Annotated in this window: 26 protein-coding genes; 11 read left to right on the top strand and 15 right to left on the bottom strand. The window is 70.8% G+C overall.

The window, feature by feature from the left end; translation table 11 throughout:
* Positions 1-38 precede the first annotated feature (38 nt).
* Positions 39-2072 carry a molecular chaperone HtpG gene (gene htpG / locus VYL96_RS15175; protein ID WP_131885144.1) on the top strand — a complete coding sequence of 678 codons (2034 nt, stop codon included), beginning with the start codon at positions 39-41 and terminating at the stop codon, positions 2070-2072.
* Between the two features lie 73 nt (positions 2073-2145).
* On the opposite strand, the gene VYL96_RS15170 is transcribed toward htpG, so the two are convergent.
* The 3 genes from VYL96_RS15170 to VYL96_RS15160 form a co-directional block, all read right to left on the bottom strand.
* The gene (locus tag VYL96_RS15170) at positions 2146-2817 is read right to left on the bottom strand and encodes a hypothetical protein (RefSeq protein WP_061229273.1); all 672 of its coding nucleotides are present in this window, start codon (positions 2815-2817) and stop codon (positions 2146-2148) included.
* A gap of 144 nt (positions 2818-2961) precedes the next feature.
* A complete protein-coding gene (locus VYL96_RS15165; RefSeq protein WP_061229272.1) occupies positions 2962-3501 on the bottom strand; it encodes an O-acetyl-ADP-ribose deacetylase in 540 nt (179 codons plus the stop codon).
* A complete protein-coding gene (locus tag VYL96_RS15160; RefSeq protein ID WP_061229271.1) occupies positions 3498-4289 on the bottom strand; it encodes a phosphatase PAP2 family protein in 792 nt (263 codons plus the stop codon). Before VYL96_RS15160 ends, VYL96_RS15165 begins: the two co-directional genes overlap by 4 nt.
* Positions 4290-4396: 107 nt before the next feature.
* Here VYL96_RS15160 and aspA point away from each other — a divergent pair, with 107 nt between their 5' ends.
* Both aspA and VYL96_RS15150 read left to right on the top strand, forming a co-directional pair.
* Entirely contained in the window at positions 4397-5860 is a 1464-nt protein-coding gene (aspA, locus tag VYL96_RS15155; protein ID WP_061229270.1) for an aspartate ammonia-lyase, read from the top strand.
* Positions 5861-5908: 48 nt separating this feature from the next.
* Complete coding sequence (locus VYL96_RS15150; RefSeq protein WP_061229269.1) at positions 5909-6685, top strand: acetoacetate decarboxylase family protein; 777 nt, start codon at positions 5909-5911, stop codon at positions 6683-6685.
* A gap of 25 nt (positions 6686-6710) precedes the next feature.
* On the opposite strand, the gene VYL96_RS15145 is transcribed toward VYL96_RS15150, so the two are convergent.
* Entirely contained in the window at positions 6711-8279 is a 1569-nt protein-coding gene (locus VYL96_RS15145) for a SulP family inorganic anion transporter (RefSeq protein WP_061229268.1), read from the bottom strand.
* A 132-nt stretch (positions 8280-8411) separates the two neighbouring features.
* Here VYL96_RS15145 and VYL96_RS15140 point away from each other — a divergent pair, with 132 nt between their 5' ends.
* The 3 genes from VYL96_RS15140 (at position 8412) to VYL96_RS15130 (ending at position 11387) form a co-directional block, all read left to right on the top strand.
* Positions 8412-8819, top strand: a complete 408-nt coding sequence (locus VYL96_RS15140; RefSeq protein WP_061229267.1) for a MerR family transcriptional regulator — start codon at positions 8412-8414, stop codon at positions 8817-8819.
* A 187-nt stretch (positions 8820-9006) separates the two neighbouring features.
* Positions 9007-9606, top strand: coding sequence for a CAP domain-containing protein (locus tag VYL96_RS15135; protein WP_131885143.1), 600 nt, complete (start codon positions 9007-9009; stop codon positions 9604-9606).
* A gap of 71 nt (positions 9607-9677) precedes the next feature.
* Complete coding sequence (locus VYL96_RS15130) at positions 9678-11387, top strand: BCCT family transporter (protein WP_131885142.1); 1710 nt, start codon at positions 9678-9680, stop codon at positions 11385-11387.
* A 32-nt stretch (positions 11388-11419) separates the two neighbouring features.
* Here the strand turns inward: VYL96_RS15130 and VYL96_RS15125 are convergent, their stop codons facing one another.
* Positions 11420-12211 carry a pirin family protein gene (locus VYL96_RS15125; RefSeq protein WP_061229264.1) on the bottom strand — a complete coding sequence of 264 codons (792 nt, stop codon included), beginning with the start codon at positions 12209-12211 and terminating at the stop codon, positions 11420-11422.
* Positions 12212-12672: 461 nt separating this feature from the next.
* Here VYL96_RS15125 and VYL96_RS15120 point away from each other — a divergent pair, with 461 nt between their 5' ends.
* Positions 12673-12798, top strand: coding sequence for a hypothetical protein (locus tag VYL96_RS15120; RefSeq protein WP_256386791.1), 126 nt, complete (start codon positions 12673-12675; stop codon positions 12796-12798).
* On the opposite strand, the gene VYL96_RS15115 is transcribed toward VYL96_RS15120, so the two are convergent.
* The 4 genes from VYL96_RS15115 to VYL96_RS15100 form a co-directional block, all read right to left on the bottom strand.
* Entirely contained in the window at positions 12795-13016 is a 222-nt protein-coding gene (locus tag VYL96_RS15115; protein WP_232303028.1) for a hypothetical protein, read from the bottom strand. The two genes, VYL96_RS15120 and VYL96_RS15115, sit on opposite strands and share 4 nt — an antisense overlap.
* 75 nt (positions 13017-13091) lie before the next feature.
* The gene (locus VYL96_RS15110; protein ID WP_243699595.1) at positions 13092-13880 is read right to left on the bottom strand and encodes a CNNM domain-containing protein; all 789 of its coding nucleotides are present in this window, start codon (positions 13878-13880) and stop codon (positions 13092-13094) included.
* A complete protein-coding gene (locus tag VYL96_RS15105) occupies positions 13873-15240 on the bottom strand; it encodes a hemolysin family protein (protein WP_131885141.1) in 1368 nt (455 codons plus the stop codon). The genes VYL96_RS15110 and VYL96_RS15105 overlap by 8 nt, the downstream gene beginning before the upstream one ends.
* 12 nt (positions 15241-15252) lie before the next feature.
* Positions 15253-15561, bottom strand: coding sequence for a hypothetical protein (locus VYL96_RS15100; protein WP_131885140.1), 309 nt, complete (start codon positions 15559-15561; stop codon positions 15253-15255).
* A 128-nt stretch (positions 15562-15689) separates the two neighbouring features.
* Here VYL96_RS15100 and dapA point away from each other — a divergent pair, with 128 nt between their 5' ends.
* Entirely contained in the window at positions 15690-16577 is an 888-nt protein-coding gene (gene dapA / locus VYL96_RS15095) for a 4-hydroxy-tetrahydrodipicolinate synthase (RefSeq protein WP_061229261.1), read from the top strand.
* A 10-nt stretch (positions 16578-16587) separates the two neighbouring features.
* On the opposite strand, the gene VYL96_RS15090 is transcribed toward dapA, so the two are convergent.
* On the bottom strand, positions 16588-17526 hold the full coding sequence (locus tag VYL96_RS15090) for an SDR family NAD(P)-dependent oxidoreductase (RefSeq protein ID WP_131885139.1): 939 nt from the start codon (positions 17524-17526) through the stop codon (positions 16588-16590).
* 156 nt (positions 17527-17682) lie between these two features.
* On the opposite strand from VYL96_RS15090, the gene VYL96_RS15085 reads away from it, so the two are divergent.
* Entirely contained in the window at positions 17683-18501 is an 819-nt protein-coding gene (locus VYL96_RS15085; RefSeq protein WP_061229259.1) for a DUF1906 domain-containing protein, read from the top strand.
* Positions 18502-18592: 91 nt separating this feature from the next.
* Here the strand turns inward: VYL96_RS15085 and VYL96_RS15080 are convergent, their stop codons facing one another.
* Positions 18593-18916 (bottom strand): putative quinol monooxygenase, encoded by a 324-nt coding sequence (locus tag VYL96_RS15080; protein WP_061229258.1) that lies wholly within the window; start codon positions 18914-18916, stop codon positions 18593-18595.
* A 105-nt stretch (positions 18917-19021) separates the two neighbouring features.
* Here VYL96_RS15080 and epsC point away from each other — a divergent pair, with 105 nt between their 5' ends.
* Both epsC and VYL96_RS15070 read left to right on the top strand, forming a co-directional pair.
* Positions 19022-19861, top strand: coding sequence for a serine O-acetyltransferase EpsC (gene epsC, locus VYL96_RS15075; RefSeq protein ID WP_131885138.1), 840 nt, complete (start codon positions 19022-19024; stop codon positions 19859-19861).
* Between the two features lie 12 nt (positions 19862-19873).
* A complete protein-coding gene (locus VYL96_RS15070) occupies positions 19874-20581 on the top strand; it encodes a response regulator transcription factor (RefSeq protein WP_131885137.1) in 708 nt (235 codons plus the stop codon).
* Here the strand turns inward: VYL96_RS15070 and VYL96_RS15065 are convergent.
* The 4 genes from VYL96_RS15065 to VYL96_RS15050 all read right to left on the bottom strand — a co-directional run bounded on the left by VYL96_RS15065 (position 20547) and on the right by VYL96_RS15050 (position 24993).
* Positions 20547-21824, bottom strand: coding sequence for an ABC transporter permease (locus tag VYL96_RS15065; protein ID WP_131885136.1), 1278 nt, complete (start codon positions 21822-21824; stop codon positions 20547-20549). The two genes, VYL96_RS15070 and VYL96_RS15065, sit on opposite strands and share 35 nt — an antisense overlap.
* Positions 21821-22702, bottom strand: coding sequence for an ABC transporter ATP-binding protein (locus tag VYL96_RS15060; protein ID WP_131885135.1), 882 nt, complete (start codon positions 22700-22702; stop codon positions 21821-21823). Before VYL96_RS15060 ends, VYL96_RS15065 begins: the two co-directional genes overlap by 4 nt.
* Before the next feature lie 171 nt (positions 22703-22873).
* Entirely contained in the window at positions 22874-23551 is a 678-nt protein-coding gene (locus VYL96_RS15055) for a response regulator (RefSeq protein WP_279432739.1), read from the bottom strand.
* Between the two features lie 68 nt (positions 23552-23619).
* Positions 23620-24993, bottom strand: coding sequence for a sensor histidine kinase (locus VYL96_RS15050; RefSeq protein ID WP_131885134.1), 1374 nt, complete (start codon positions 24991-24993; stop codon positions 23620-23622).
* Positions 24994-24995 lie beyond the last annotated feature (2 nt).

Here is a 24995-nt window from a genome sequence, read left to right as displayed (position 1 = left end):
CCCCGTGCGACGTGACAGAGAAAGGACCGACACCCGACATGAGCCCGCAGACCTCCGGTGCCGCCGAGACCCGGGAGTTCCAGGCCGAGACCCGGCAGCTGCTGGATCTGATGATCCACTCGATCTACTCGAATCCGGACACCTTCCTTCGCGAGGTCATCTCCAACTCCTCGGACGCGCTGGACAAGCTACGCCTGGCCGCGCTGCAGGACTCCTCGCTCGGGGTCGACACCTCGGACCTGCACATCGAGTTGGTCCCGGACGCGGCGGCCCGCACGCTGACCATCCGGGACAACGGCATCGGCATGTCCCGCGACGAGGTGGTGGACCTGATCGGCACGCTCGCCAAGTCGGGCACCGGGCAGATGCGGGAGGCGCTCGCCGCCGCCCGCGCCGCGCAGGAGTCGGGCGAGGTATCGGAGCAGGCCACCGCGGACCTCATCGGCCAGTTCGGCATCGGCTTCTACTCCACGTTCATGGTGGCCGACACGGTCACGCTCATCACCCGTAAGGCCGGGGAGAGCGTTGGTACGCGCTGGACGTCGAGCGGTGAGGACACCTACACGATCGAGGAGGCCCCGGACGCCCCGCAGGGCACGTCGGTCATCCTGCAGCTCAAGCCCGCCGGCGGGGACGCGGCCCTGCCGGACTACACCGAGGAACACACGCTGCGCCGCGTGGTGCGCACCTACTCGGACTTCATCGCCTGGCCCATCCGGATGGACGTCGAGCGCCCGGCGCCGGAGCCGGAGGAGGGCGCGGCCGACGGGGAGTCCGGCGACGCCCCGGCCGGCGGCACGATCACCGAGACCGTCACCCTGAACTCGCAGAAGGCGCTGTGGACCCGGCCGAAGTCGGAGGTCACCGACGAGGAGTACGCCGAGTTCTACCGCCACATCTCGCACGCGTGGGACGAGCCGCTGGAGACCATCACCCTCAAGGCCGAGGGCACGTTCGAGTACCAGGCGCTGCTGTTCCTGCCCACGCAGGTGCCGTTCGACCTGTTCTCCCCGGACACCAAGCGGGGCGTGCAGCTCTACGTCCGCCGGGTCTTCATCATGGACGACTGCGAGGAGCTGGTCCCGCCGTTCCTCCGCTTCGTCAAGGGCATCGTCGACGCCCAGGACCTGTCGCTCAACGTCTCGCGCGAGATCCTGCAGCAGGACCGTCAGATCCGGGCGATCCGCAAGCGTCTGGTCAAGCGGGTGCTGCAGACCATCGAGCAGCTCCGCAACGACCGGCCGGAGGAGTTCCGCAGCTTCTGGGCCAACTTCGGCGCGGTCCTCAAGGAGGGCCTGATCTCCGATGTCGACGCCCGCGAGCAGCTGCTCGCCGTGAGCACCTTCGCGTCCACCCGGCCCGCCACCGCGTCGGAGAAGGCGCCGGAGGGCGAGGACGAGAAGACCGGGGACGACGACGAGGTTGGCACCACCATCGCCGAGTACATCTCCCGTATGGCGGACGGGCAGGAGGAGATCTACTACCTCACCGGCACGTCCCGCGCGGCGGTGGAGAACTCCCCGCACCTGGAGGCGTTCCGTGCCCGTGGCGTCGAGGTCCTCATCCTCACCGACCCGGTGGACGAGGTGTGGGTGGACGCGGTCGGCGAGGTCGACGGCAAGCGGCTGCGGTCTGTGGCCAAGGGCGACGTGGACCTGTCCGGCATCGGCGCGGAGGCCGAGGAGGGCAAGGACGAGCCCGACGCCGCCGAGTACGCCGACCTGCTCACCTGGCTGGGCGAGGAGCTGTCCGACGAGGTCAAGCAGGTGCGCCTGTCGCATCGCCTCACCGAGTCGGCGGCGTGCATGGTCGGTGACGAGTTCGACATGACCCCGCAGCTGGAGGCCATGTACCGCGCCTCGGGTATGGAACTGCCCGTCAGCAAGCGGATCCTCGAGCTCAACCCCACGCACCCGCTGGTCGAGCGCCTGCGCGCCCGGCACGCCGAGGATCCCTCGGCGCCCGAGCTCAAGGACACCGCGCGGCTCATCGCCGGTGCCGCCGTCCTCGCCGAGGGCGGCACGCTGTCCGACCCGGCCGCGTTCGCCAAGCTGCTGGTCGACCGCATCTGACGGGCCGGTCCCGACCATCGACTACGCCGCCCCGCGGGACCCCGACCGGGTCACCGCGGGGCGGCGGCGTATCTCAGGGCTGGTGCGCGGCCGCGGCGGACGCGGGTGACCCGGCCCGGCCGCCGGCGAGGTGGCCGCAGGCCAGGCCGATCGCCGCGCCCGCGGCCGTCTCGATCGGCGTGTGGTGACTGATCCGCACGCGCGCCCACGCCACCGGCGGCACCAGCACCAGCAGTCGCCAGTAGCGGGGCGAGAGCTCGCGGGCGAGCACCGCGATCACCCCGCTCAGCACCGCCGTGTGGAACGACACCTTCACCTTGAGGGTCGCGGACCCGGCGACGCCCAACGCCACGAGCGCGGCCCGCGTCATGCGGCGCAGCTCGTCCGGCGCTCCGCGGCGCTGCTGGGCCGCCAACAGGGTCGCGACCGATACCGCGATCCCGGCGATCACCAGCGGCCGGTCCTCCCGACGGGTGACGTGGTGATCCGACAGCGCCTTGCGCCGGACCCGCCACGTGATCGCCGCCTGCGGCACCACACCCAACCCGGCCGCCGCCGCCACGCCCCACCGGGTCGACCCCACCTGCCGGCCCAGGTGGACAGAGCCGATCGTGAGTACGACCCACGGTGCGAAGACCTCTGTCAGCAGAGCTGCCGGGGCCAGGCCCGGACCGAAAGCCACCGCCGCCCCCGCCGCATCCGGTGCGCCCTCCGCGATCCGCGTGTCGCCCGCATCAGCCACCATCCACCCCCCCGAATCCGCTACTCCGTCTCGGCATCCGCTACTGCTACAGGGGTAGCGAACCCGGAGGGAGAGTAGCGGATTCCGGCTGGCGGTGACTGGAGCTGGCTGGAGGTGGCCGGATCGGGCGGGCGCGGCGGGGAGAGTTCAGTCGCCGAGGATGTCGGCGCGGCATTCCTCGGCCAGGCGCAGGGTCGCCGCGTCGAACAGCACCAGGGTCGCGGTCCCGACCCCGGTGTCGGTGGCGGCCAGCGTGGCCAGCGCGGTGCGGATCGCGTCCTCGCGCGGCCAGCCGTAGGCCCCCGCGGAGATCAGTGGGAACGCCACCGTTCGTGCGCCGAGCTCGTCGGCCACCGCCAGCGAGTTCCGGTAGCAGTCGGCGAGCAGCCGGGCACCGTCCGGATCGCGGCCGTGGATCGGGCCGACCGTGTGGATCACCCAGCGCGCGGGCAGATCACCGGCGCCGGTCGCGACGGCCCGGCCGGTCGGCAATCCGTCGGGCAACCGGCCGGACCTCAGCTCGCGACACTCCGCCAGGATGGTCGGCCCGCCCGCGCGGTGGATGGCCCCGTCCACCCCGCCGCCCCCGAGAAGTGAACTGTTGGCCGCGTTGACCACCGCGTCCACGTCCATGCGTGTGATGTCGCCGTGGCTCAGCTCTATCCGAGCGCGCCTCGTCGTCGTCATACCGTCTCCCTCCGGCGGATCATCGGCGTCGGCGCGTGATCGAGGCGGTCCATCAGCCACATGATGGTCGCCACCTCACCCACCCACGCCAGACTCACACACCAGCCCGCCAGGATGTCGCTGGGGAAGTGCACCCCCAGATACATCCGGGTGCCGCCGATGGTCGGCACGTACACCGCCGACCCGGCGATCACCGCGACCCGCCACCGCGTCGGCCACGCCAGGACGCACGTGCACGCCGCCAGCGCGGCGCTGGCCATGGCGTGACCGCTGGGGAACGAGAAGCTCTTCTCCTGCACGATGTGCGTGAAGAACGTCGGCCGGTCGCGGCGGTACAGCGCCTTGAGCACCGAGTTGATGATCGTCGACCCCACCAGCGACACCGTGAGCAACGCGGCCGGGCGGCGGCTGCCCCGCACCGACACCAGGTAGGCCGACGTCGCCAATGCGAACAACGGCACCGCCGTGACACCGCCGAGCTCGGTCACCGCCCGGGCGATCCGCGTGTTGCGGGGCGAGTGCCTGCGCTGCAGCCACATCATCACCGGCTGGTCGAAGGGCAGCTTGGCACCGCTGCGGATGCGCTCGGCGAGCTCGACGAAGCCGATCACCGGCGTCGCGAACCCCACGAACGCCACCCCGAAGATCGCCCACGTCCCGCGGGGCAGCGGCACCTCCTGCCGGTCGACGATGCTGCCGAGCAGTCCGTCCGACGGATGCAGGCGGCGAAACACGTCCCGCGCCGAGGACAGGGCCCGGGCGCCACGGGTGGTCGTCGTGCGCGACATACCCCCCAGACTAGGCAATCCCGCGGTGTCCCCGCCCGCGGATCGCGACGAGGCCCGGTGCCCCACGATTAAGGTGGGCCGGAGTCGACCCGAGAGGCGGAGGACGAATGACCCGAACCCGTGTGGAAGAAGACCTGCTCGGCACCAAGGAGGTCCCGGCGGACGCGTACTACGGCATCCACACGGTCCGGGCTGTCGAGAACTTTCCCATTGCACCCACCACCATCAGCGACGTCCCCGACTTCGTGCGTGGCATGGTCATGGTGAAGAAGGCCGCCGCCCTGGCCAACCTGGAGATGGGCGTCCTTGACCAGACGGTGGCGGACGCGATCGTCGGGGCGTGCGACGAGATCCTGGTGGACGGACGCTGCATGGACCAGTTCCCCTCCTGCGTCTACCAGGGCGGCGCCGGCACCTCGGTCAACATGAACACCAACGAGGTGGTGGCCAACCTCGCGCTCGAACGGCTCGGGCATCCCAAGGGCTCCTACGACATCATCAGCCCCAACGACGACGTCAACAGGTCCCAGTCCACCAACGATGCCTATCCCACCGGGTTCCGCATCGCCCTGTGGCACGCGCTCGAGCGGCTCGAACCGGCGCTCGTCGCGCTGCGGGAGGCCTGCTACGACAAGTCCGAGGAATTCCGCGAGGTCCTCAAGATGGGCCGCACCCAGCTCCAGGACGCCGTGCCCATGTCCCTGGGCCAGGAGTTCGGCGGCTTCGCCGTGAACCTCGACGAGGAACTCCACGTGCTCGGCTCCGCCGCCCGCATGCTGCTCGACGTCAACCTCGGCGCCACCGCGATCGGCACCGGCGTCAACACCCCGCCCGACTACCGCCGCGCGGTCATCAACCACCTGCGCGCCGTCACCGGCCTCCCGGTCACCGGCGCGATGAACCTCATCGAGGCGACGAGCGATACCGGCGACTACGTCAACGTCCACGCCGCCCTCAAGCGGACCGCGGTCAAGCTGTCGAAGATCTGCAACGACCTGCGGCTGCTGTCCTCCGGGCCGCGCGCCGGCCTCAACGAGATCAACCTGCCCGAACTGCAGGCGGGGTCGTCGATCATGCCAGCCAAGGTCAACCCCGTGATCCCCGAGGTCGTCAACCAGGTGTGCTTCAAGGTGATCGGCAACGACATGACCGTCACCATGGCAGCCGAGGCCGGGCAGCTCCAGCTCAACGTCATGGAGCCGGTGATCGCCCAGGCGATGTTCGAGTCCATCTCCCTGCTCACCAAGGCCATGGAGACGCTCACCGAGAAGTGCGTCCGCGGGATCACCGCCAACGCCGAGATCTGCCGAGCCAACGTGATGAACTCGATCGGGATCGTCACCTACCTCAACCCCATCATCGGCCACCACAACGGCGACATCGTGGGGCGCGAGTGCGCTCGCTCCGGCCGCGGGGTGCGCGAGGTCGTACTGGAGATGGGCCTGCTGTCCGCGGAGGAACTCGACGACATCCTGTCCCCGGCCAACCTCCTGCGCCCGCAGTACAAGGGACGCTCGGTCAAGAACGTCGTGGCACAGCCGGGGCAGGACACGACCGGGCCGACGGGCTGAGGTCGCAAGGGGGCTGATTCCGGGCGCGGGGACCGCTACCGTCGGCCCATGACCTCTCCCACATCGCGCGTCGTCGCCGGACGCGAGATCACCTTCCCGGTTCCCGTCGTGTCCGCCTCGGTCTCGGGCGCGGCCTTCCTCGCGCGGTCCGCCGTCGTGCGCAGGCTCATCGCCGGCGGGCGGCAGTCCGCCGTGATCGAGGCCGCGGGCGCCGAGCCCGTCTCGCTGCCCGGCGGGCGCACCCCGGCGATCATGATCCATGTCCGCTACCACGACGTGCCGGGCAACGTCCTGGGCGCTTATCACGAGATCGGCCTGGCGTTCCAGCTCACCGTGCCCGGCGCGGGGACGCTGGTGCACATCCACGAGCTGCCGGTCGACCAGGACTTCACCCTGGCGGCGGGCAACGAGCTGTGGGGCTTCCCCAAGTGGAAGGGCGACATGGTCGGCACGGCCGGAGGCGCCCTCGACGACGCGCGTCTGGGCGCCGTGGGCTCGGCCGGAGCGGGAGGCGTCGACCTCCGGCTCGACACGCGCGTGGGCCTGCCGATCCCCGGCCGTCAGTCGCTCGCCATGAACTGCGTGCAGGTCCTCGACGGTGCGCCCGTCCTCGTCCGGGCCCAGGCCACGGCGACCGGCGGGCGGATGCGGCCGCTCAGCGGGGCCCGCGTGACGATCGCGCCCGGAGCCGACGACGCCGGCGGCGACGTGGCCCGGTTCGTCGAGGCCGTCCGCGAGCTGGGACTGGACCGGGCCCGCGCGCTCGGCACGTTCTCCTACGAGAAGTTCGAGGCCGAGTTCCAGGCGCCGGCGCCGATCGGCTGAGGGGCCCGGCGCCCGGCGCTGTCCCTCAGTGCCCTTCGCCGAGATTGCCGGACAGCCTCTCCAGTCGCTGCCGACTGGAGCCGTCCAGCCCGATGATCTCCACGGTCTTGCCCTTGGCCGCGTACTTGTGGGTGATCGCGTCCAGGGTCGCGACGGTGGAGGCGTCCCAGATGTCGGCCTCGGTCAGGTCGATCACGACGTGCCGGGGGTCGCCCGAGTAGTCGAACTGGTACACGAGGTCGTTGCTGGACGCCCAGAACAGCTCGCCGCGCACCCGGTATGTGCGGACGTCGATGGTGCCGTCGTCGTCGACGTCGCGCTCGGAGATCTTTTCGAGGGTCGTCATGTGGGCCACGCGCCGGGCGAACATCACCATCGCGGTGAGGACACCGAGAACGACGCCGATGGCGAGGTTCTCGGTGATTACCGTGGCGACCACGGTGACGACCATGACGACCGTCTCGCTCAGCGGCATCAGGCGCAGGGTGCGCGGGTGGATCGAATGCCAGTCCAGGGTGGCCACCGACACCATGATCATCACGGCGACGAGGGCGGCCATGGGGATGAGCCCGACGATGTCGCCCAGCGCCACCACGAGGATGAGCAGGAAGACGCCTGCCAGGAGTGTCGACAGCCGGGTGCGGGCGCCGGACTGCTTGACGTTGATCATCGTCTGGCCGATCATCGCGCAGCCGCCCATGCCGCCGAAGAACCCGGTGACGAGATTCGCGACGCCCTGGCCCCAGCCCTCTCGGGTCTTGTCGGTGCGCACCTCGGTGATGTCGTCGACCAGCTTGGCCGTCATGAGGGATTCCATGAGGCCGACGAGGGCGGTGGCCAGGGCGTAGGGGGCGATGATCTGTAGCGTCTCGAGTGTCCACGGGATGTCGGGGAAGAACAGCGCGGGCAGGGATGAGGGAAGCTCGCCCTGGTCCCCGACGTTCGGCATCGACCATCCGAAGAGCAGGACGACGGCGGTGATCGCGATGATGGCGATCAGCGGGGCCGGCACCGCGGTGGTCAACCGCGGGAAGAACACCATGATCGCGATACCGGCCGCGACCATCGGGTAGACAAGCCACGGAACGCCCAGCAGATGGGGGATCTGGGCGGCGAAGATCAGGATCGCGAGCGCGTTGACGAAACCGATCATCACGCTGCGAGGGATGAAGCGCATGAGCTTGCCCACCCCGATCAGGCTGAGTACCACCTGGATGAACCCGGCGAGGAGCACGGTGGCCACGAGGTAGTCCATCCCGTGGTCGCGGGCGACCGGGGCCACGACGAGGGCGATCGCGCCGGTCGCCGCCGAGATCATCGCGGGGCGCCCGCCGGTGAAGGCGATCGTCACGGCCATGGTGAACGAGGCGAACAGCCCGACGCGAGGATCGACGCCGGCGAGGATCGAGAAGGAGATCGCCTCGGGGATCAGTGCGAGGGCGACGACCAGGCCGGCCAGGACCTCGGTCCGCAACCGCCGCACGGACGAGAAGGCGTACCGGAACGAGGCCAGGACGCCGACCGGCGCCAGACCGTCATCGTCGCCGGCAGGCGCCGGGGAGGGCGCCCCAGGAGTGGTGGCGGGAGCCGACATGGGGATTGTCCTCACCGAGCAGGGGCATGACACACTCTCCCGTAGCGGGAGATTCTGAAGCTACCGTAACGGTAGGTTTGATGATGCGGCGAATCTCCGGCGACCGCTGTGAGCAAGCCCACAAGGAGGATCATGTCGGAGGACGCGGTGCGGAAGATCGGCGAGGTCGCCGAGGCCACCGGTCTGTCGATCCGGACTCTGCGTCACTACGACGAGCTCGGCCTGGTCGTCCCCTCCGGTCACACCGCGGGCGGGTTCCGGCTCTACACCGATGACGACGTCGAACGGCTCCTGCTGGTGCGTCGGATGAAGCCCCTCGGCTTCTCCCTGGAGCGCATGAAGCAGTTCCTGCAGGCCACGGACGTGCTCGCCGCGGGCCGGCGCCCGCAGGCGGGGGGGTCGGGGTCGGAGGAGAGGCGCGCGGCGCGGGCGACCGTCGAGGAGATTCACGGCGAGGCGGAGGCGCGCTACCGCGATCTGCAGAAGCATCTCGACTACGGGGCCGAGTTCCTCCAGCTGGTCCGCGAGAGGCTCGACTAGCCGCTCCCGGGACCCACTCGGCGCGGCCGCCGAAGTTGGCCGCCCGTCCGGACGGAGTAACCACTCTCGCCACACAAGCAACACTGATAATCGCTGGTCACAGCGGTAACGCGGTGCCGAGTCCGGTTCGTTACCTGATCGATCAAACGGTTCGCGTCAGGCGCACCGAAACGGCATTATCACCATCATGCGCACAAGGCTCACCGCGTCACTCGCGACGATCGCCGTCACCGCCGCCACCCTCGTGGGCGGCGGGGCGGCCACGGCTTCCGCCCAGACCCTGCCTTCCTTCATCTCCCAGCACCTGATCCCGGCGCACCTCGCGCCGCAGGTGGAGGGGATCGTCTCGCAGGTGCGCGCCGCCCTGCCGCCGGAGGCGTGGGCGGCGGTCGGTTCCAGCGAGATGGCGTACGGGGATGTCGCCGCCTTCGGGGTCACCGGGGGGTTGCGCGAGGGGATCATTCGCGAGATCGACGCCTACCGCATCGCCCACGGCCGCGGAGCCCTTGCGCCCAACGCCGACCTTGACCGCGAGGCCCAGGCGTGGGCGGATCGCCTCGCCGCCCGGGATGAGGTGATTCACAACACAGCATTGATCAACCGGGGTCACGGGGAGAACATTGTCGCCGCGGGCACCCATTGTGGGGCGATCTGCCTGGTCGACCTGTGGAAGAACTCGCCCGGCCACAACGAGAATCTCCTCGACCCGGGCTACCGCTCGGCGGGCATGGGCATCGCCTACTCCGGCAACGGCAAAGTTTTCGTGGTACACAACTTCGCGTACTGACCTATGAACTCTGACTGAGCTACTCGATCCGGCAGCGGTGCTCTGAGGGGGCCGAGACGACGGGAGAGATCATGTCCGAACGGATACTGCGAGCACTGAGGCTCAAGACCGATCCGGGGGTGTTCTTCTCGACTGTCGGGGTGATCCTCGCCTTCGTCGTCATCACTTTCTTCGCCGGCGAGTGGGTGGGCGAGGTCTTCGGCACCGCGTCGGGTTGGATCATGACCAACCTCGGGTGGTTCTACATCTTCGGCGTCACCGCCTTCCTGGGCTTTCTCTTTTGGATCGCGCTCAGTCGGTTCGGGCACGTGCGGCTCGGCGGCGACGACGAGGACCCGGAGCACTCCACCGCGGCGTGGTTCGGCATGCTCTTCGCCGCGGGCATCGGCACGATCCTCATGTTCTGGGGCGTCGCGGAGCCCATCTCTCATTTCGCCACGCCGCCGCGGGGGAACGTGGAACCGGGCAGCACGGACGCCGCGCAGGAGGCGATGGCGTTCACGCTGTACCACTTCGGTCTGCACACGTGGACGATCTTCGCCCTGCCGGCCCTCGCGTTCGCCTACTTCATCTACAAGCGCAAGATGCCGCCGCGCGTCAGCTCGATCTTCGCCCCGATCCTCGGGGACAAGGTCTTCGGTCCCATCGGCAAGACAATCGACGTCGTGGCGCTCGTGGGTACCGTCTTCGGCGTGGCCACCTCGGTCGGCCTCGGTACCCTGCAGATCAACGCGGGCCTGGCGGAACTCTTCGGCATCGCGATGTCGCCGGTCGTCCAGGTGCTCATCATCGCGGTCGTCACGTCCGTGGCCTGCATCTCCGTGGCCCTGGGGCTGGAGAAGGGCATCAAGCGGCTGTCCAACCTCAACATCGCCATGGCGATCGCCCTGCTGCTGTTCATCCTCGTCACGGGCCCGACCCTGTTCCTGCTCAAGGGCACGGTCGAGTCGCTGGGCGTCTATCTCGCCACGCTGCCGGAGCTGGCCCTGTGGAACAACGTCTTCCCCGCCAGTGACGACCTGGAATCGTGGCAGAACACGTGGACCGTCTTCTACTGGGCGTGGACCATTACGTGGTCGCCGTTCGTGGGCATCTTCATCGCCCGGATCAGCCGCGGCCGCACCATCCGTCAGTTCGTCTTCGGCGTCCTCGGCCTGCCGGTGGGCTTCTCGGTCCTGTGGTTCGGGATCTTCGGTATGGCCTCGTTCCATGTCGAGTTGTTCGGCTCGGGCGGGCTGACCGAGGCGGTGGTCGACGAGGGTGACATCCCGGGTGCGCTCTTCGCGTTCCTGTCGAACTACCCGCTCGCGACGTTCCTGTCCGGTCTCGCGGTCGTCCTCGTCGTCATCTTCTTCACCACGTCCGTGGATTCCGCGGCGATGGTCGTGGACATGATCGCGTCCGGGAAGGACGACGACGTCCAGGTCTCGCCCACCCATCAGCGCGTGATCTGGGGCGTGCTCATGGGCGCGGTCGGTGCCACGATCCTGGCGGGTACCGGCGAGGGCGGTCTGACCGCCCTTCAGGAGGTCATCACGGTCGTCGGTCTGCCGTTCTTCGTGGTGGGCTTCGTGATGATGTACAGCCTCGTGCGGGGTATCAGCAACGATCTCGGCGAGCGGCCGCCCACGGTGACCCGCCAGTGGCGCCGTGCGTACTCGCCGGAGGCGCTCGAGCGGAACGAGCACTCGCCGTCGCCCGAACCTGTCCACCCGCTGCATCACATCCCGGACTCCGAGCAGGATGACGGGGCGCCGTCGGCCGCCACCGAGGAGGGCTAGGCCAGCGGGAAGGGCTCGGCCAGCGGGGAGGGCTAGTGTCCGCGCACGTCGAGCATGGTCATGCCCGCGTGCATCTCCCAGACGAGGATCTCGGCGCCCTGCGCGCCGGCGGTGACGCGTCGCCCGCCCGTGGCGGTGAGGCGCGCGGCGTCGCCGGTGTCCAGGGCGCCCTCGCCTTCCAGGGTGACCGACCCGAGTGGGACGTAGAGGTGGAGGAAGGGCGCGTCGGGGAGCTCGACGGTGCGTCCGGGTGTGAGCCGGGCGGCGTGGAGCGCGGACGTGCGGTTGCGGATCCGGATGGCGGCGCGGTCCTCGTGGGTGGGTAGGCCCCCGGCGACGACGACGAGGTGGTTCTCGAGCTCGCGCGGATCGATCTCCATTTGTTCGTAGCCGGGTTGCTCACCGGTCGTGTCCGGCACGACCCACATCTGGACGAGGTGGACCGGTTCGGCGGGGGTGTCGGCACGGAGCGAGCCGTCGCGCCAGCCGTCGTTGCGTTCGGAGTGCAGGATCCCCGAGCCCGCGCTCATCCGCTGGGCGAGCCCCGGGTAGATGACGCCGCTGTGGCCCTCTGAGTCCTGGTGGACCAGCGAGCCGGACAGGACCCACGTGACGATCTCCATGTCGCGGTGCCCGTGGGTGTCGAAGCCGGTGCCGGGCGCGATGTGGTCGTCGTTGTTGACCAGCAGTCGCCCGAAGTGCGTGTTCATCGGGTCCTGGTAGCGGCCGAAGGAGAACGAGTGCTGCGAGTCCAGCCAGCCGCCCCGGTCGCGGGACCGCGCACGGGAGCGGTGGATCTCGACGCCGGGGACGAGCGCGGGCACGGTGACCTCCTCGGGACATGGCGGGCCCTGTGCGAGCGCCGCCGGCTCCGGTGACGCATCAACTATAGCGGCGGGGTGGCCGCGCCGCGCCGGGGATGGCCCGCGCCGCATCGGGGTCGCCCGCACCCGCACCGGGGCCGGGGGTCGCCCGCACCGGGGTCGCCCGCACCCGCACCGGGGTCGCCCGCACCCCCGGGCCGGGGGTCGCCCCGATCTGCGCCGAGTGGTCACAAGCGCAGGGCCGACGGGGTCGCGACCGGCGCAAACGTGATCGGATTCGACCGTTCGGCGCTACCCCGCCGGCTGACGGGCGGGATCCGGTGGCATCCGAGTAGGGGGATGGTTAGCGTTCGGAGTCGCACATCAGAACGGGCGTCCAGGTTTCTGGGTGGAAGTACCCGCGGGCGACCATGCTCGCAGGTACCGTGACAGGAGTCACATTTATCGACGGAGGGTAGAGGATGTTGCAGAACGCGCTGATCGCCACGGTTCGAGTGAGTGTGGCCACCTACGCCGGGGTGACGCAGCTCCTCGTGGACAACACGCTCGGCCGCGTACTCGACACGAACCCGGACAAGGTCCGCTAGGCGCCGGTCGACCCCTGAGGTGCGCCCGTTTCGGCCTCCGGGGTGGCATCACGGACCTCGCCGACGAGTCGGGCGAGCACGTCCTCCAGAACCACGAGACCCGACGGGCCGGCTGCGGAGGTGTCGTCCGCGGCGTCATCGCGGTCGACGACCCCCAGGTGGGCCCGGGCCCGCTGCATGGTGGCCAGCACGTCGTCCAGTGGCGTGTCGGGCGACACCGAGCCGAGCCGGCGGATCCGCTCGGGGCGCAACGGGCGGGACGGGTCGTCGGCCAGGACGTCCTTGACGTGGACTTACCCCACGTACCGGCCGTCGCGGAGCACGGGGAACCGAGAATGCCCGGTGCGGACGCACAGCTGTTGTATCTCGCCGGTCGTGAGGTCCGCGTCCACCGCGTCGACCTCATCGAGCGGTCGGAGCACATCCGCCGCGGTGATGTGATCGAACCCCAGCGCGCCCGCGAGGAGGGTGGTCTCGTCCTCGTCCAGCAGGCCCGATTCGCCGGCCGCCGCGACCATCCCGCGCATCTGGTCCACCGTGACCGTGGTGTCCACCTCGGACTTCGGCTCGACGCGTAGGACGTGGCGCACGACGAGGTCGGCGGTCTTGTTCATCAGCCAGATGGCGGGCAGGAACACCAGGACGAACACCCGCAGGACCGGACCCAACAGCAGCGCGGCGGCGGCGGGCCGTGCGATCGCCATGTTCTTGGGCACCATCTCGCCGAGCACCATGTGCAGGAACGTGACGATGAGCAGGGCGATCACCAGCGCGATGGGGTGCGCGAACCCGGTCGACACCCCCAGCCACTCCAGCGGCCTCTCGATGAGGTGCGCGATGGCGGGCTCGCCGACAGCGCCGATGAGGAGGGAACACGCGGTGATCCCGAGCTGCGTGGCGGCCAGCGAGAGCGAGACGTTCTCCATGCCGCGCAGCGACCACCGGGCGCGGACGCTGCCCCGCGCCGCGCGGGGCTCGAGGTGGTCGCGGCGCGCGGAGACCATCGCGAACTCGGCAGCAACGAAGAAGCCGTTGCCCAGCAGGAGGGCGGCCAGGATCAGGATCGCGACGCCGTCAGTCATCGGACTCCTCCCGCTCGCCGCGCAGGACAGTGGCCCGGACCCGCTCGGCCCGGTAGTCGCTCACCGTCTCGACCCGCAGCCGCACGCGAGCCCGGGTCGGGAGGTCGTCGCGGTCGCGGTTCTCGTGGTCGTGGGCCTCCAGCTCGACCTCGTCGCCGACCTCGGGCAGGCGGTCCGCCGATTCGGTCAGCACCCCGGACAGGGTCGACGCGGCGCCCGCCGGCGGGATCTCCAGCCGCAGGATCGCGCCCAGTTCGTCGGGCCGCATCATTCCGCCGACCAGGACCGTGTCGTCGTCGATCCGCTCGTGCGTGCGGGACGCACGGTCCTGCTCGTCGTCGATCTCGCCGACGATCTCCTCCACCAGGTCCTCGAGCGTGACGATCCCCGCGGTGCCGCCGAACTCGTCGACGACCACCGCCATCTGCAGGTCGGTCTGCCGCAGGAGCCGCATCAGGGGATCGAGGGTCATCATCTCCGAGACCACGGTCGGCTCGGCGGCGATGTCGCGCACCGGGGTGCGGTCCCGCGTATCGGGATCGACGGCCAGTGCCTGGCGGTAGTGGACGACGCCCACCACCTCGTCGACGGTCTCGCCGAGGACGGGGAAGCGGGACCGGCCGGTCGCGGCGACGGTGTCGAGCAGGTCCTGCGCGGTGTGGTCGCGCAGGAACGTCACCAGCGGCCTGGGCACCATCGCGTCGGCCGCCCGGTGCTCGCCGAACGAGATCGACCGGGTCACGAGTTCGGCGGTGTGGGGGTCCATCACGCCCTCGCGTCCGGACCGCGCCGCCGACGCGCGCAGTTCCTCGGGGGAGCGGGCGTCCCCCGGTTCCTCCGTCGGGGTGAACCCGAGCAGGCGCAGCACCTGGTTGGCCGAGGCGTTGAGGGCGGTGACCAGCCAGCCGAACACGGTCATGAAGGTGCGCTGCGGGCGCACGACCAGTCGCGCCACCTGCATGGGTGCGGCGATGGCCCAGTTCTTGGGGACGAGTTCGCCGAAGACCATCTGGAGGAAGGTGACGACGACGAAGGCCGCCGTCATCGCGATACCGCGGGCCGCGGCCTCCGACATTCCGGACAGGCCCAACGCGCCGGTGAGCAGTTCCCCGACGGAGGGGCCCGTGAGGTATCCCGCCACGAGGCTGGAGACCGTGATGCCGAGCTGGGCCCCCGACAGGTTCGTCGAGGTCTTCGAGAGCGAGGAGTCCAGGGCCGCGGCGACGCGATCGCCCTCCGAGCCGGCGGCGCGGACGTCGTCCCGGTTGACGGTGAGGAATCCGAACTCGACCCCGACGAACAGCGCGTTCGCTGCGATGAACAGGACCAGCGCCAGCGTGAGGAGGAGTGCGACGGTCACCGGGCGACCGGGCTACTGACCGTCGGCCGTGCCGTCGGAGCCGCCGACGGCGTGGTCCGGCTGCTCGGGGGTCCGGTAGACCTTCGCCTGCTCGGCCCTGTCGGCGGAGCTCTCACCGGACGCGCCGGTGGCCTCGTCGGCGACGGCCTGCCCGGTGTTCCCGGCGGTCGGGGGCCGGGACGCCGGGGCGCGGCCCTCCTCGCCGGTACCGCGGGTGGTGCTCCCGTCACCGGCGCCGGAGCCGTCGACGGTGTTGCCGAGCTCCTCCGGCGACTCGTCGGGCACGCGGGCGTCGTTCTCGGATCGGGTCGAGTCGGTCACGGTCGCCTCCGGGTGTCGTCGGTGGGTCGTGCTGTGTGGTGCCTCGGTCTGTGGTGTCGAGCCTAGCCGTGTCCGCCACGGCCCGTCGGGCTCTCGCGGCGTCACAGGTGTGCCTTAGTCTGGTGCCCATGTCGGACAATCCCTTCGGTCGGGTCATCACCGCGATGGTGACCCCCATGCACGACGACGGCTCGATCGACTTCGACGCGCTGCAGCGACTCGCGGTCCATCTCGCCGACCACGGCCACGACGGTCTGCTGGTCAACGGCACGACCGGCGAGTCGGCCACCACTACGGACGACGAGGACTACGACAGCGTCGCCGCGGTCGTCGAGGCCGTCGGCGACCGCGTGCAGGTCATGGCCGGATGCGGCACCAACGACACCGAGCACTCCATGCGAGCGGCCCGCGAGATGGTGGCGAGGGGTGCGGACAGCCTGCTCGTGGTGACCCCGTACTACAACAAGCCCACACAGCACGGGATCGTCGAGCACTTCCGGATGATCGCCGAGGCCGCCGACCGGCCGGTGATGGCGTACGACATCCCGGGGCGCACCGGCACCGCGCTGGCCACCGACACCATCCGTCGGCTCGCGGAGATCCCCCACGTGCGGGCGGTCAAGGACGCCAAGGGGGACCTGTTCGAGGCCAGCCGCCTCATGGCCGAGACCGACCTGCTCTGGTACTCGGGTGACGACGTGCTCAACCTGGCGTTCCTGGCCCTCGGCGCCACGGGGATCGTCTCGGTGGTCGGCCACGTCGCCGGCGACGACTACCGGGCGATGATCGACGCCGTGGACGCGGGCGACCTGCCGCGGGCCCGCGAGATCCACACGCGCCTCATCCCGGCCGTGGACGCCATCATGCACACCTCGCAGGGCGCCATCCAGGTCAAGGCCGCGCTGAAGATGGCCGGTCTCATCGGCTCGGACCGCCTGCGCATGCCGCTGCTCCAGGGGCCGCCCGAGCATCAGGCCAAGCTGCGCGACGGGCTGGCCGCCGCCGGGCTGGCCTGACGGGTCGCTCCTAGCGGAACGCCGCGGCCTCCGTGCACCGCCGCCACAACGCGGCGGCGGTGGCACGGTCGTGCGAACGGCGGCTCGACCGGGTGAGGTGCGGGTGCCCCCGCAGACCACCGAGGCGGTCCGGTCCGACGAACGCCCCGCCCGGCACGTCGGGCACCGTCGCGGCGTAGAGCACGGACAGCGCGCCCGTCTCCGGTGACAGGCCCGCCCAGGTGAGGGAGTTGCCGAGTGCGAAGAACCGGTCGGCGACGGGGTTGCCGCTCTGCCGGATGAGTTCGGTCGCGGTGTAGCCGGGATGCGCGGGGACCGAGCGGAGGCCGCCGCCGGCCCGCTCGAAGTGCCGCTGCCACTCGTAGGCCAGCATGATGCACGCCAGCTTGGAGTTCGCGTACGCGGCCATCGGCCGGTAGCCGCGGACGTCCATGCCGAGGTCGTCGGTGTCGACCCGCCCCATCAGATGCGCGAGCGAGCCCAGCCACACCACGCGGTCCGTCAGGATCGGCTCGAGACCCAGGGTGAGCGCGTGGTGGCCGAGGACGTTGACCCCGAACTGCATCTCGTGGCCCTGCGCCGTGCGGGCGTGCGGGATGTTCATCACGCCGGCGTTGTTGATGAGGACGTCGACCCGGCCGGCACCGGACCGCGCCGCGTCGCTCGCCGCGGCCTCCGCCCGCATGGCGGCGACGAACGCGTCGACGGAGTCCAGATCGGCCATGTCGAGTCGACGCACCTCCGCCCGCTCGCGCGAGGCCTCGGGCAGGGTCGCGCGTGCCGCTTCCGCCTTCTCCAGGTTCCGGCAGGCCATCACGACCCGGGCCCCCCGCGCCGTGAGCGCGGCCGTGGTGGCCAGCCCGATGCCCCCGTTGGCGCCGGTCACCACGAACGTCCGCCCGGTCTGGTCGGGGATGTCGACGGCGGACCATCTGCGGGATCGTGTCATGAAGATCAGTCAACCAGCCGCGCCTGCCCTGCGGTGGTGCTCTCCTGTGGTAACGCGGGGATATCGTCCGCGATCTCTTTGTGACACACTCGTCGGGGTGCGTGAGTCCCACAGGCCACACGCCTCCCTCACCGTTCGAGATCCCGGAGTACCTCCATGACGTTCGACCGCCGATCCTTCCTCCGTCGCGCAGGCCTCAGCGCGGCCGGGGCCGGCGCCATCGCCGCGGGCCTGACCCCCGCGGTGGGCGCTCAGTCCTCCATCCCCGCCGAGATCGGTGCCCTGCCGGGCGCGGGAGCCGGGGTCCCGGTCGGCACGCTGCTCGACTACGCCTCCGGCCCGCCGTCGGCGGCGTCGGTCCGCGCGGCCGGCCACATGGGTGCCGTGCGCTACTGCTCTAACCGCCGCCCCGGCGCCGAGTGGATGTCCGGCAAGCCGCTCCTGCGCCGCGAGGTCGACGACTTTCGTGCCCACGGACTGAACATGGTCTCCTGCTACCAGTACGGTCGCGCCGAGACCGCGGACTGGAAGGGCGGCGCCGGCGCCGGCGATCACCACGCGCCCATCGGCATCCGCATCCACCGGGAGGCCGGCGGGCCGTCGGGCGTGCCGATGTACGTGGCGATCGACGACAACCCCACCCGCTGGCAGTTCGACAACCAGATCCGCCCGTACCTCGAGCGCTGGCGCGCCCACCTGCACGGCTCGGGCATGAAGCTCGGCGTGTACGCCAACGCGCCGACGATCGACTGGTGCCGGCAGATCGGCCTCGGGCAGTACTTCTGGCAGCACGACTGGGGTTCCGGTGGGCGGCTCAACCCGGCCGCGACGATCCACCAGCTGCCCGTGGCGCAGCAGGTCACCGTCGGCGGTGTGGTGTCCGACCTCAACCGCGTCTACGCGCTGGACTACGGCCAGTGGTGGCCGATCGACCCGCTCGCGCTCGCGCAGTCGGCGCTGGGCAGCTCGATCTGACCGACCGGCGACGCTTCGGCACGCCCCGGCGTCGTCCGCGTCCGCGATCCCGCGGCCGGCGACACCGGGGCGCACTGCTATCCGGCGACGGTCACTCGACGGTGATCTCGCCCATCGTGCCCCACTGATCGCCCTCCGCCGGGGTGTTGATGATGCGCGGCGTTCGCTCGAGGTACCGGGCGGCTGACCCCGTGAACTGCTGGAAGTGGTCCGACTGCACATGCAGGGCCGGCGCGTCGCCCTCGCGGAACGCCTCGCACAACAGGTAGGTGTTCGGGGACTCCGGCGAGCGGTACCAGTCGAACCACAGGTTGCCCGCCTCGGCGCGGGTGGCCTCGGTGAACTCGCGGGTGATCTCGAGCCAGGAGTCGGCGAACTCGGGTTTGACGTCAAAGCGCACGTTGATGAGGATCATGTCCCCATCCTGCCGGGCCCGGCGAGGGTCGTCGAGGCGTGGCTCGGCACGGGCGATTCGGCCGTGACTCGCCCGGCGTCGCCGCACACGCCTACCCTGTATCAGGTGACCATCGAGCTGAGCATCGAGAACCCGTGCGTCCCGCAGGCGGAGGCCGACTCCTCCGTCCGCGCCGTCTGGAACCGCTTGTCGCTCGACGCGACCTCGAGCCGGAACGAACCGCTGATCGCGGGTCTGGTCCTGGATCTCATCGACGGGTGCGACGACCTCGGTGAATCCCTGGCGCGGCTCGCCGCGTCCCGGATCGCGACGCCCGAGATCGGCCGCCACGTCCTGGAGAAGGAGATCCGGGCGGTGCTGGTCGAGCACCCCCACGTCCTCGACGCCGTGGCCGCGGACCTCGTGGTGAGCTACGAGAGGAACCCGGCCTACCCCAACTATCTGGTGCCCTATCTCTTCGCCAAGGGTTTCCTCGGGCTCCAGGTGCACCGCGTCGCCCACGAGATGTGGAACTCCGGTCGCGTGATGGCCGCGTCGTTCCTGCAGAGCCGCATCTCCGAGGTCTTCGCGATGGACATCCACCCGGCCGCGCGGGTGGGCTCGGGCATCCTCGTCGACCACGCCACCGGCATCGTCGTGGGGGAGACCTGCGTGATCGGCGACGGCGTCTCGATCCTCCAGGGCGTCACCCTCGGCGGCACGGGGAACGAGGACGGCGACCGGCATCCCAAGATCGGGTCCGGCGTCCTGCTCTCGGCGGGCTCGATCGTGCTCGGCAACGTCCGCGTCGGCGACTGCTCGAAGGTCGCCGCCGGTTCGGTCGTCCTGCACGAGGTCCCGCCCCACACCACCGTGGCGGGAGTGCCCGCCAAGATCGTCCGCCGGCACGCGGATTCGCTGGTCCCCGCCGAGCGGATGGACCAGGAGATCGACCCGCAGGGATAGGGCGGCGAGCCGATGCGGGTCCTGGTGGTCGACGACGAGCCGGCGCTGCGCGAGAGCCTGCGCCGCGGCCTGGCCGCGGGCGGGTGGTCCGTGGAGACCGCCCCCGACGGCGAAGCCGGTCTCGAGATGGCCTGCGGCGACGACTTCGACGTCGTCGTGCTGGACATCATGATGCCGCGCCGCAGCGGGTACGAGGTGGTCCGCGAGATGCGGCAGCGGGGCATCTGGACCCCGGTGCTCATGCTCACCGCGAAGGACGGCGAGTACGACGAGGCCGACGCGTTCGACCTCGGGGCCGACGACTACCTGGTCAAGCCGTTCTCGTTCGTCGTCCTCGAGGCGAGGCTCCGGGCCCTCGTGCGCCGCGGCGCACCCGAACGCCCCGCCACCTTCGAGGCCGGTGACCTCGTCGTGGACCCCGCCGCCCGGGAGGTCCGCCGGGGCGACACCCGGATCAGCGTGACCGCCAGGGAGTACGCGGTGCTCGAGTACCTCGTCCGCAACCGTAACCAGGTGGTGTCCAAGGCGCAGATCATGCGGGCCGTGTGGGACTCCGCCTACGACGGGGACGACAACATCGTCGAGGTCTACGTCGGCTACCTGCGCCGCAAGATCGACGCCCCGTTCGGTGCCCACGCCATCGAGACCGTCCGCGGCCAGGGCTACCGGCTGGTCGACAGCGAGGTCACTCCGTCAGGGACAGTGCCTCGCGGTACGTGAGCTTGCGGCCGGTCTGCATGATCGACCGGCGGTAGACCCGCTCGGCGATCCGGATGATCACCGCGGCGGTGACGAGCGTGATCACGGTGGCAACGGCCGGCTCCCACCACGACGCCGTGCCGGCGACCAGGCGGATCGGCATCGTCACCGTCGACATGATGGGCACGTAGGAGCCGATGACCTGCCACGTGTCCTGGAGGAAGAGGCCTCCGAAGAACACGATCATGATGACCGTGAGCAGGGGTGAGGTCGTGGTCTGGACGTCCTCGGCGCGGGTGGCCATCGCGCCGGCGACGGCGAACAGGCACGCCAGCGCGACAAAGCCGATGACGAAGAGCACCAGGTACCAGACCGCCGCGCCGGCGACCGACGGCAGCAGGGTGGCGTAGTCGGTGAAGCTCAGGCCGATCAGGCCGATGGCCACGAAGATCACCATCTGCCCCAGGGCGAGGGCCGTGGCGCCGACGACCTTGCCGACGAGCAGCTGCCGCAGCGGGATGGCGGCGGCGAGGATCTCGACGATCCGCGACTGCTTCTCCTCCACGACGCTGTTGGCGATGGCGTAGCCGAAGAGGATCGCCGCCATGTAGAAGAGGAAGACGAACACGAACCCGGCGATCACCTGGACGCCCTCGTCGTCCGCCCCGTCGGCTTCGAGGAGACGCTCCTCGACGACCGAGCCCGCGGTGAGATCGGTGACGGTGGTCCCGGCGGCCGTGGCGTTGCGCTCGAGCGCCTCGGTCGCCACCGTCGCGCTGACCGCGGCGGCGACGTCCGGGTCGACGCCGTCGGAGCCGACGAGCGTCCACGCCCCCGGCTCGCCGAGGAGGGCGGCGTCGACGTCGCCGTCGCGTACCGCCTGCTCGGCCGCCGCCGGATCCGCCACCTGCTCGATCCCGAGTCGCACGGTGGGTGCACCCGCGGTCGGCGACGAGCCGGTGTCCTCGCCGTCGGCGGCGTCGGCCCGCACGTTCGTCTGCTCGACGATCGTCACCGCGTCGCCCGAGACGACAGCGATCCGCTTCTCCCCGTCGTCCCCGCCCAGCAGGAACGACACGCCGAACGCGACGACGAAGATCGCGATGGTCGTGAGGGTGGAGATTATGAAGTTCCGGTCGCGGAGTTTGACCATGATCTCGCGCCCGGCGACGATCCGCCATGCGGCGTCCGTGGAGCGGGGCGCGGTGGCGGCGTCGTCGTGGTCGGCCGACGACGGGCGTCGGGTGACAGGGGTGGCGGTCATGAGGTCACCTCGCGGTAGATGTCGGACAGGCTGGGGACGACCCGGGCGAGCTCGCTGACGCTGCCGCGGGCCATCGCCTCACGCAGGACGAGGTCCGTGCTCCCCGGGCCTTCGAGTTCGAGCAGTGCGGTCGGGCCGTCGACGTCCACGACGTGCACGCCGGGCAGTGCACGGACCCAGCCGGCGTCCCCGCCCACGACGAGGCGGTGCAGCACCCGGCCCCGGCTGCGTAGTTCGGACACGGTACCGGTCGACACGACCCGCCCGCGGGCCAGGACGACGAGCTGGTCGCAGAGCCGTTCGACGAGATCGAGTTGGTGGGAGGAGAACAGGACGGGCACGCCCCGGGTGGTGTGCTCGCGCAGGAGGTCGACCATGGAGTCCACCGCCGCCGGGTCCAGTCCGGAGAACGGCTCGTCGAGGACGAGGAACCCGGGTTCCCCGATGACGGCGGCGGCGATCTGGACGCGCTGTTGATTGCCGAGTGAGAGCGACTCGAGCTTGTCGCTCGTGCGCTCGCCCAAGCCGAACCGGTCGAGGAGGTCGAGCGCGGTCTGCTTGGCGCCCGCCGCGCTGCGGCCCTGTAGCCGGCCGAGGTAGACGAGCTGGTCGAGGATCGGCTGCTTCGGGTACAGCCCCCGCTCCTCCGGCATGTAGCCGAACGTGCGCCGGTCGGCGACCGTGACCTCGCGACCCGCCCACGTCACCGTTCCGGCGGTGGGCTGGAGGACGCCCATGATCATGCGCATCGTGGTGGTCTTGCCGGCGCCGTTGCCGCCGACGAAGCCGGTCATCGCCCCGGCGGGGACCTCGAAGGTCACGCCGTCGACGGCGAGGTTGTCGCCGAATCGTCTGGTCAGTCCGTTGACTCCGAGCATTCGTGCCCTCCCTGGTGCCGGTGTACCGCTCACGCTAGGCCCGGGAGGTACGTCGGCGGATCAGCCCACGGGATGATCTGACGCGGACGACGACGGACCGATCTCCTCCTCGAGGGGGAGGCGCGGCCGGGCGGCACGGGCGACGCGGCGGCGGGGAGTGGCCGGGCGGGCTCAGTCGCCGGGGTGGACGAGGCCGACCTCGTAGGCCAGGACCACCGCCTGGACGCGGTCGCGCAGGTGGAGCTTGGCCAGGCAGGACGACACGTGGCTCTTGACCGTCGCCTCACCCACGACCAGTTCGCCGGCGATCTCGGCGTTGGACAGCCCGCGCGCGACCAGGCGCAGCACCTCGGTCTCGCGCGCGGTGAGCCCGGCGAGTGCGGACGTGCGCGACCCCTGTCGCTCGGCATCCGGGGCGTCGTCGGCCGGGGGCGGGGCCGCCAGGCGCTCGATGACCCGGCGCGTGACCTCGGGTGCGAGCAGGGCGTGGCCGTGGCCCACCGCCCGGATCCCGTCGACCAGGTCGTCGGGGTCGGAGTTCTTGAGCAGGAAGCCGCTCGCGCCGGCCCGCAGGGCGTCGAACAGGTAGTCGTCCCGGTCGAAGGTGGTGAGGATGAGGACCTTGGCCAGGTGCTCGCCGGTGATGATCTCCGTGGCGGCGATGCCGTCGGTTCCCGGCATCTGGACGTCCATCAGCACGACGTCCGGACGGAGGCGGCGGCACTTCTCGATCGCCGTCGCACCGTCCGCCGCGTCGCCGACGACGTCGATGTCCGGCTCGACGCCGAGCATCATCGAGAACCCGGAGCGCATGAGCGCCTGATCGTCCACGACGAGCACACGGAGCACGCCGGCGCGGGCGGCCTCGTCGGTGTGCTCGCTGCCGGCGCGCGGTCGGTCGTTCGTCCCGGGCACGGTCACTCCTCGCCGCCGTCGGCGCCCGGCCGGTACGGCAGCCGCACGCGGACGCGGTAGCCGCCGGTCACCCGCGGGCCGATCTCGCACTCCCCGCCGTGCGAGCGGACCCGTTCCCGCATCCCGAGCAGGCCGAGGCCGCTGCCCGAGGTCCCGGTGCGCGGCCGCCCGTCGTCGAGGACCTCGACTTCCGCGTACGGGGTGCGATCAGGGCCCTCCCCGGTACGCAGCACGACACCGGCGCGGTGCGCGGTGGAGTGGCGCCGGACGTTGGCCAGGGCCTCCTGGGCCGTCCGGTACAGGGACAGGCCGATGACCGGCGGGACCTCATCGATCGGGTGCCCGGGGTCGGCGGCCACGGTGACGGTGGTGGAGAAGCCGGCCGTGTCGTGGGAGGCGGCCAGCCGCGCGACGTCCGCGAGACCGTGACCGGCGGTCCGGGACGCCTCGCCCGTCGACCGGGGCGCGTCGCCCTCGGAGCGGGTTCCCGGCTCGTCGGACCGGAGGGCGCCGAGCAGGGCCCGCATCTCCGCGACGGCCGAGCGCGAGGAGTCCTCGATCGTGCGCAGGGCGCCCGCGGCGGCGTCGGGGTCGCGGTCCATGACCCGGCGAGCGGCGGCGGCCTGGACCCCGATCGCCGCGACGTGGTGGGCGATCACGTCGTGCAACTCGCGGGCGATACGCAGCCGCTCCTCCACCACGGCCTGATCCCGCAGCGCATCGGCCTGCTGCTCGATCGTCCGGGCCTGCTCCGCGAGGTCGTGTCGGCGGCGGGCGCCGCGCCACGAGGCGATGCCGAGTGCGGCCGCCCCGCCGAAGTAGACGATGTTGATGAGCACGGTGTACAGGAGATAGGCGGGGACCGGCGGGAGGAGGCCGCTCGAGCGGTCGACGTCGTCCACGGCGTCGAGGATCTGCTGCATCCCCGAGCCCAGGGCGGTGTACCAGACCATCCACACCGCCAGGGCGGCGGCGATACCCGCGGCGACGCCGATGAGTGCCCGCCGGTCGCGGGCCCAGGCGACCGCGGAGTAGACCCCGACGAAGTACAGCACCTGCTGCGAGACCTGCCCCATCACCAGCGGCATGACGCTGCCGACCACCAGCAGGTGCGCGGTCGCGCCCATACCGGTCGTGAGCGGGAAGCGGCGGCGGACCGCAAGCAGGGCCGCCACGCTGGCCATGGCCAGGTACTGGGCCCAGACCGGCGCGCTCTCGTCGGCCAGGACGCCCATGCTCCGCAGGATCTCCACACCGACCGCCGAGCACGCGAACACCGCCAGGGCGAGGACCGCGTCGGCGCGGAGGTAGTGCTCCGGCAGGGGGCGGATCCATGCGTCGTCGGCGTCGAACAGGCGGTTCAGACGGTCCCACACGA

Origin of the sequence: Dietzia maris (assembly GCF_036287335.1) — a bacterium.
Taxonomy (GTDB): Bacteria; Actinomycetota; Actinomycetes; order Mycobacteriales; family Mycobacteriaceae; genus Dietzia; species Dietzia cinnamea.
The sequence above is the reverse complement of the archived record's forward strand: the minus strand, read 5'-3'. Positions and strand labels throughout refer to the sequence as shown.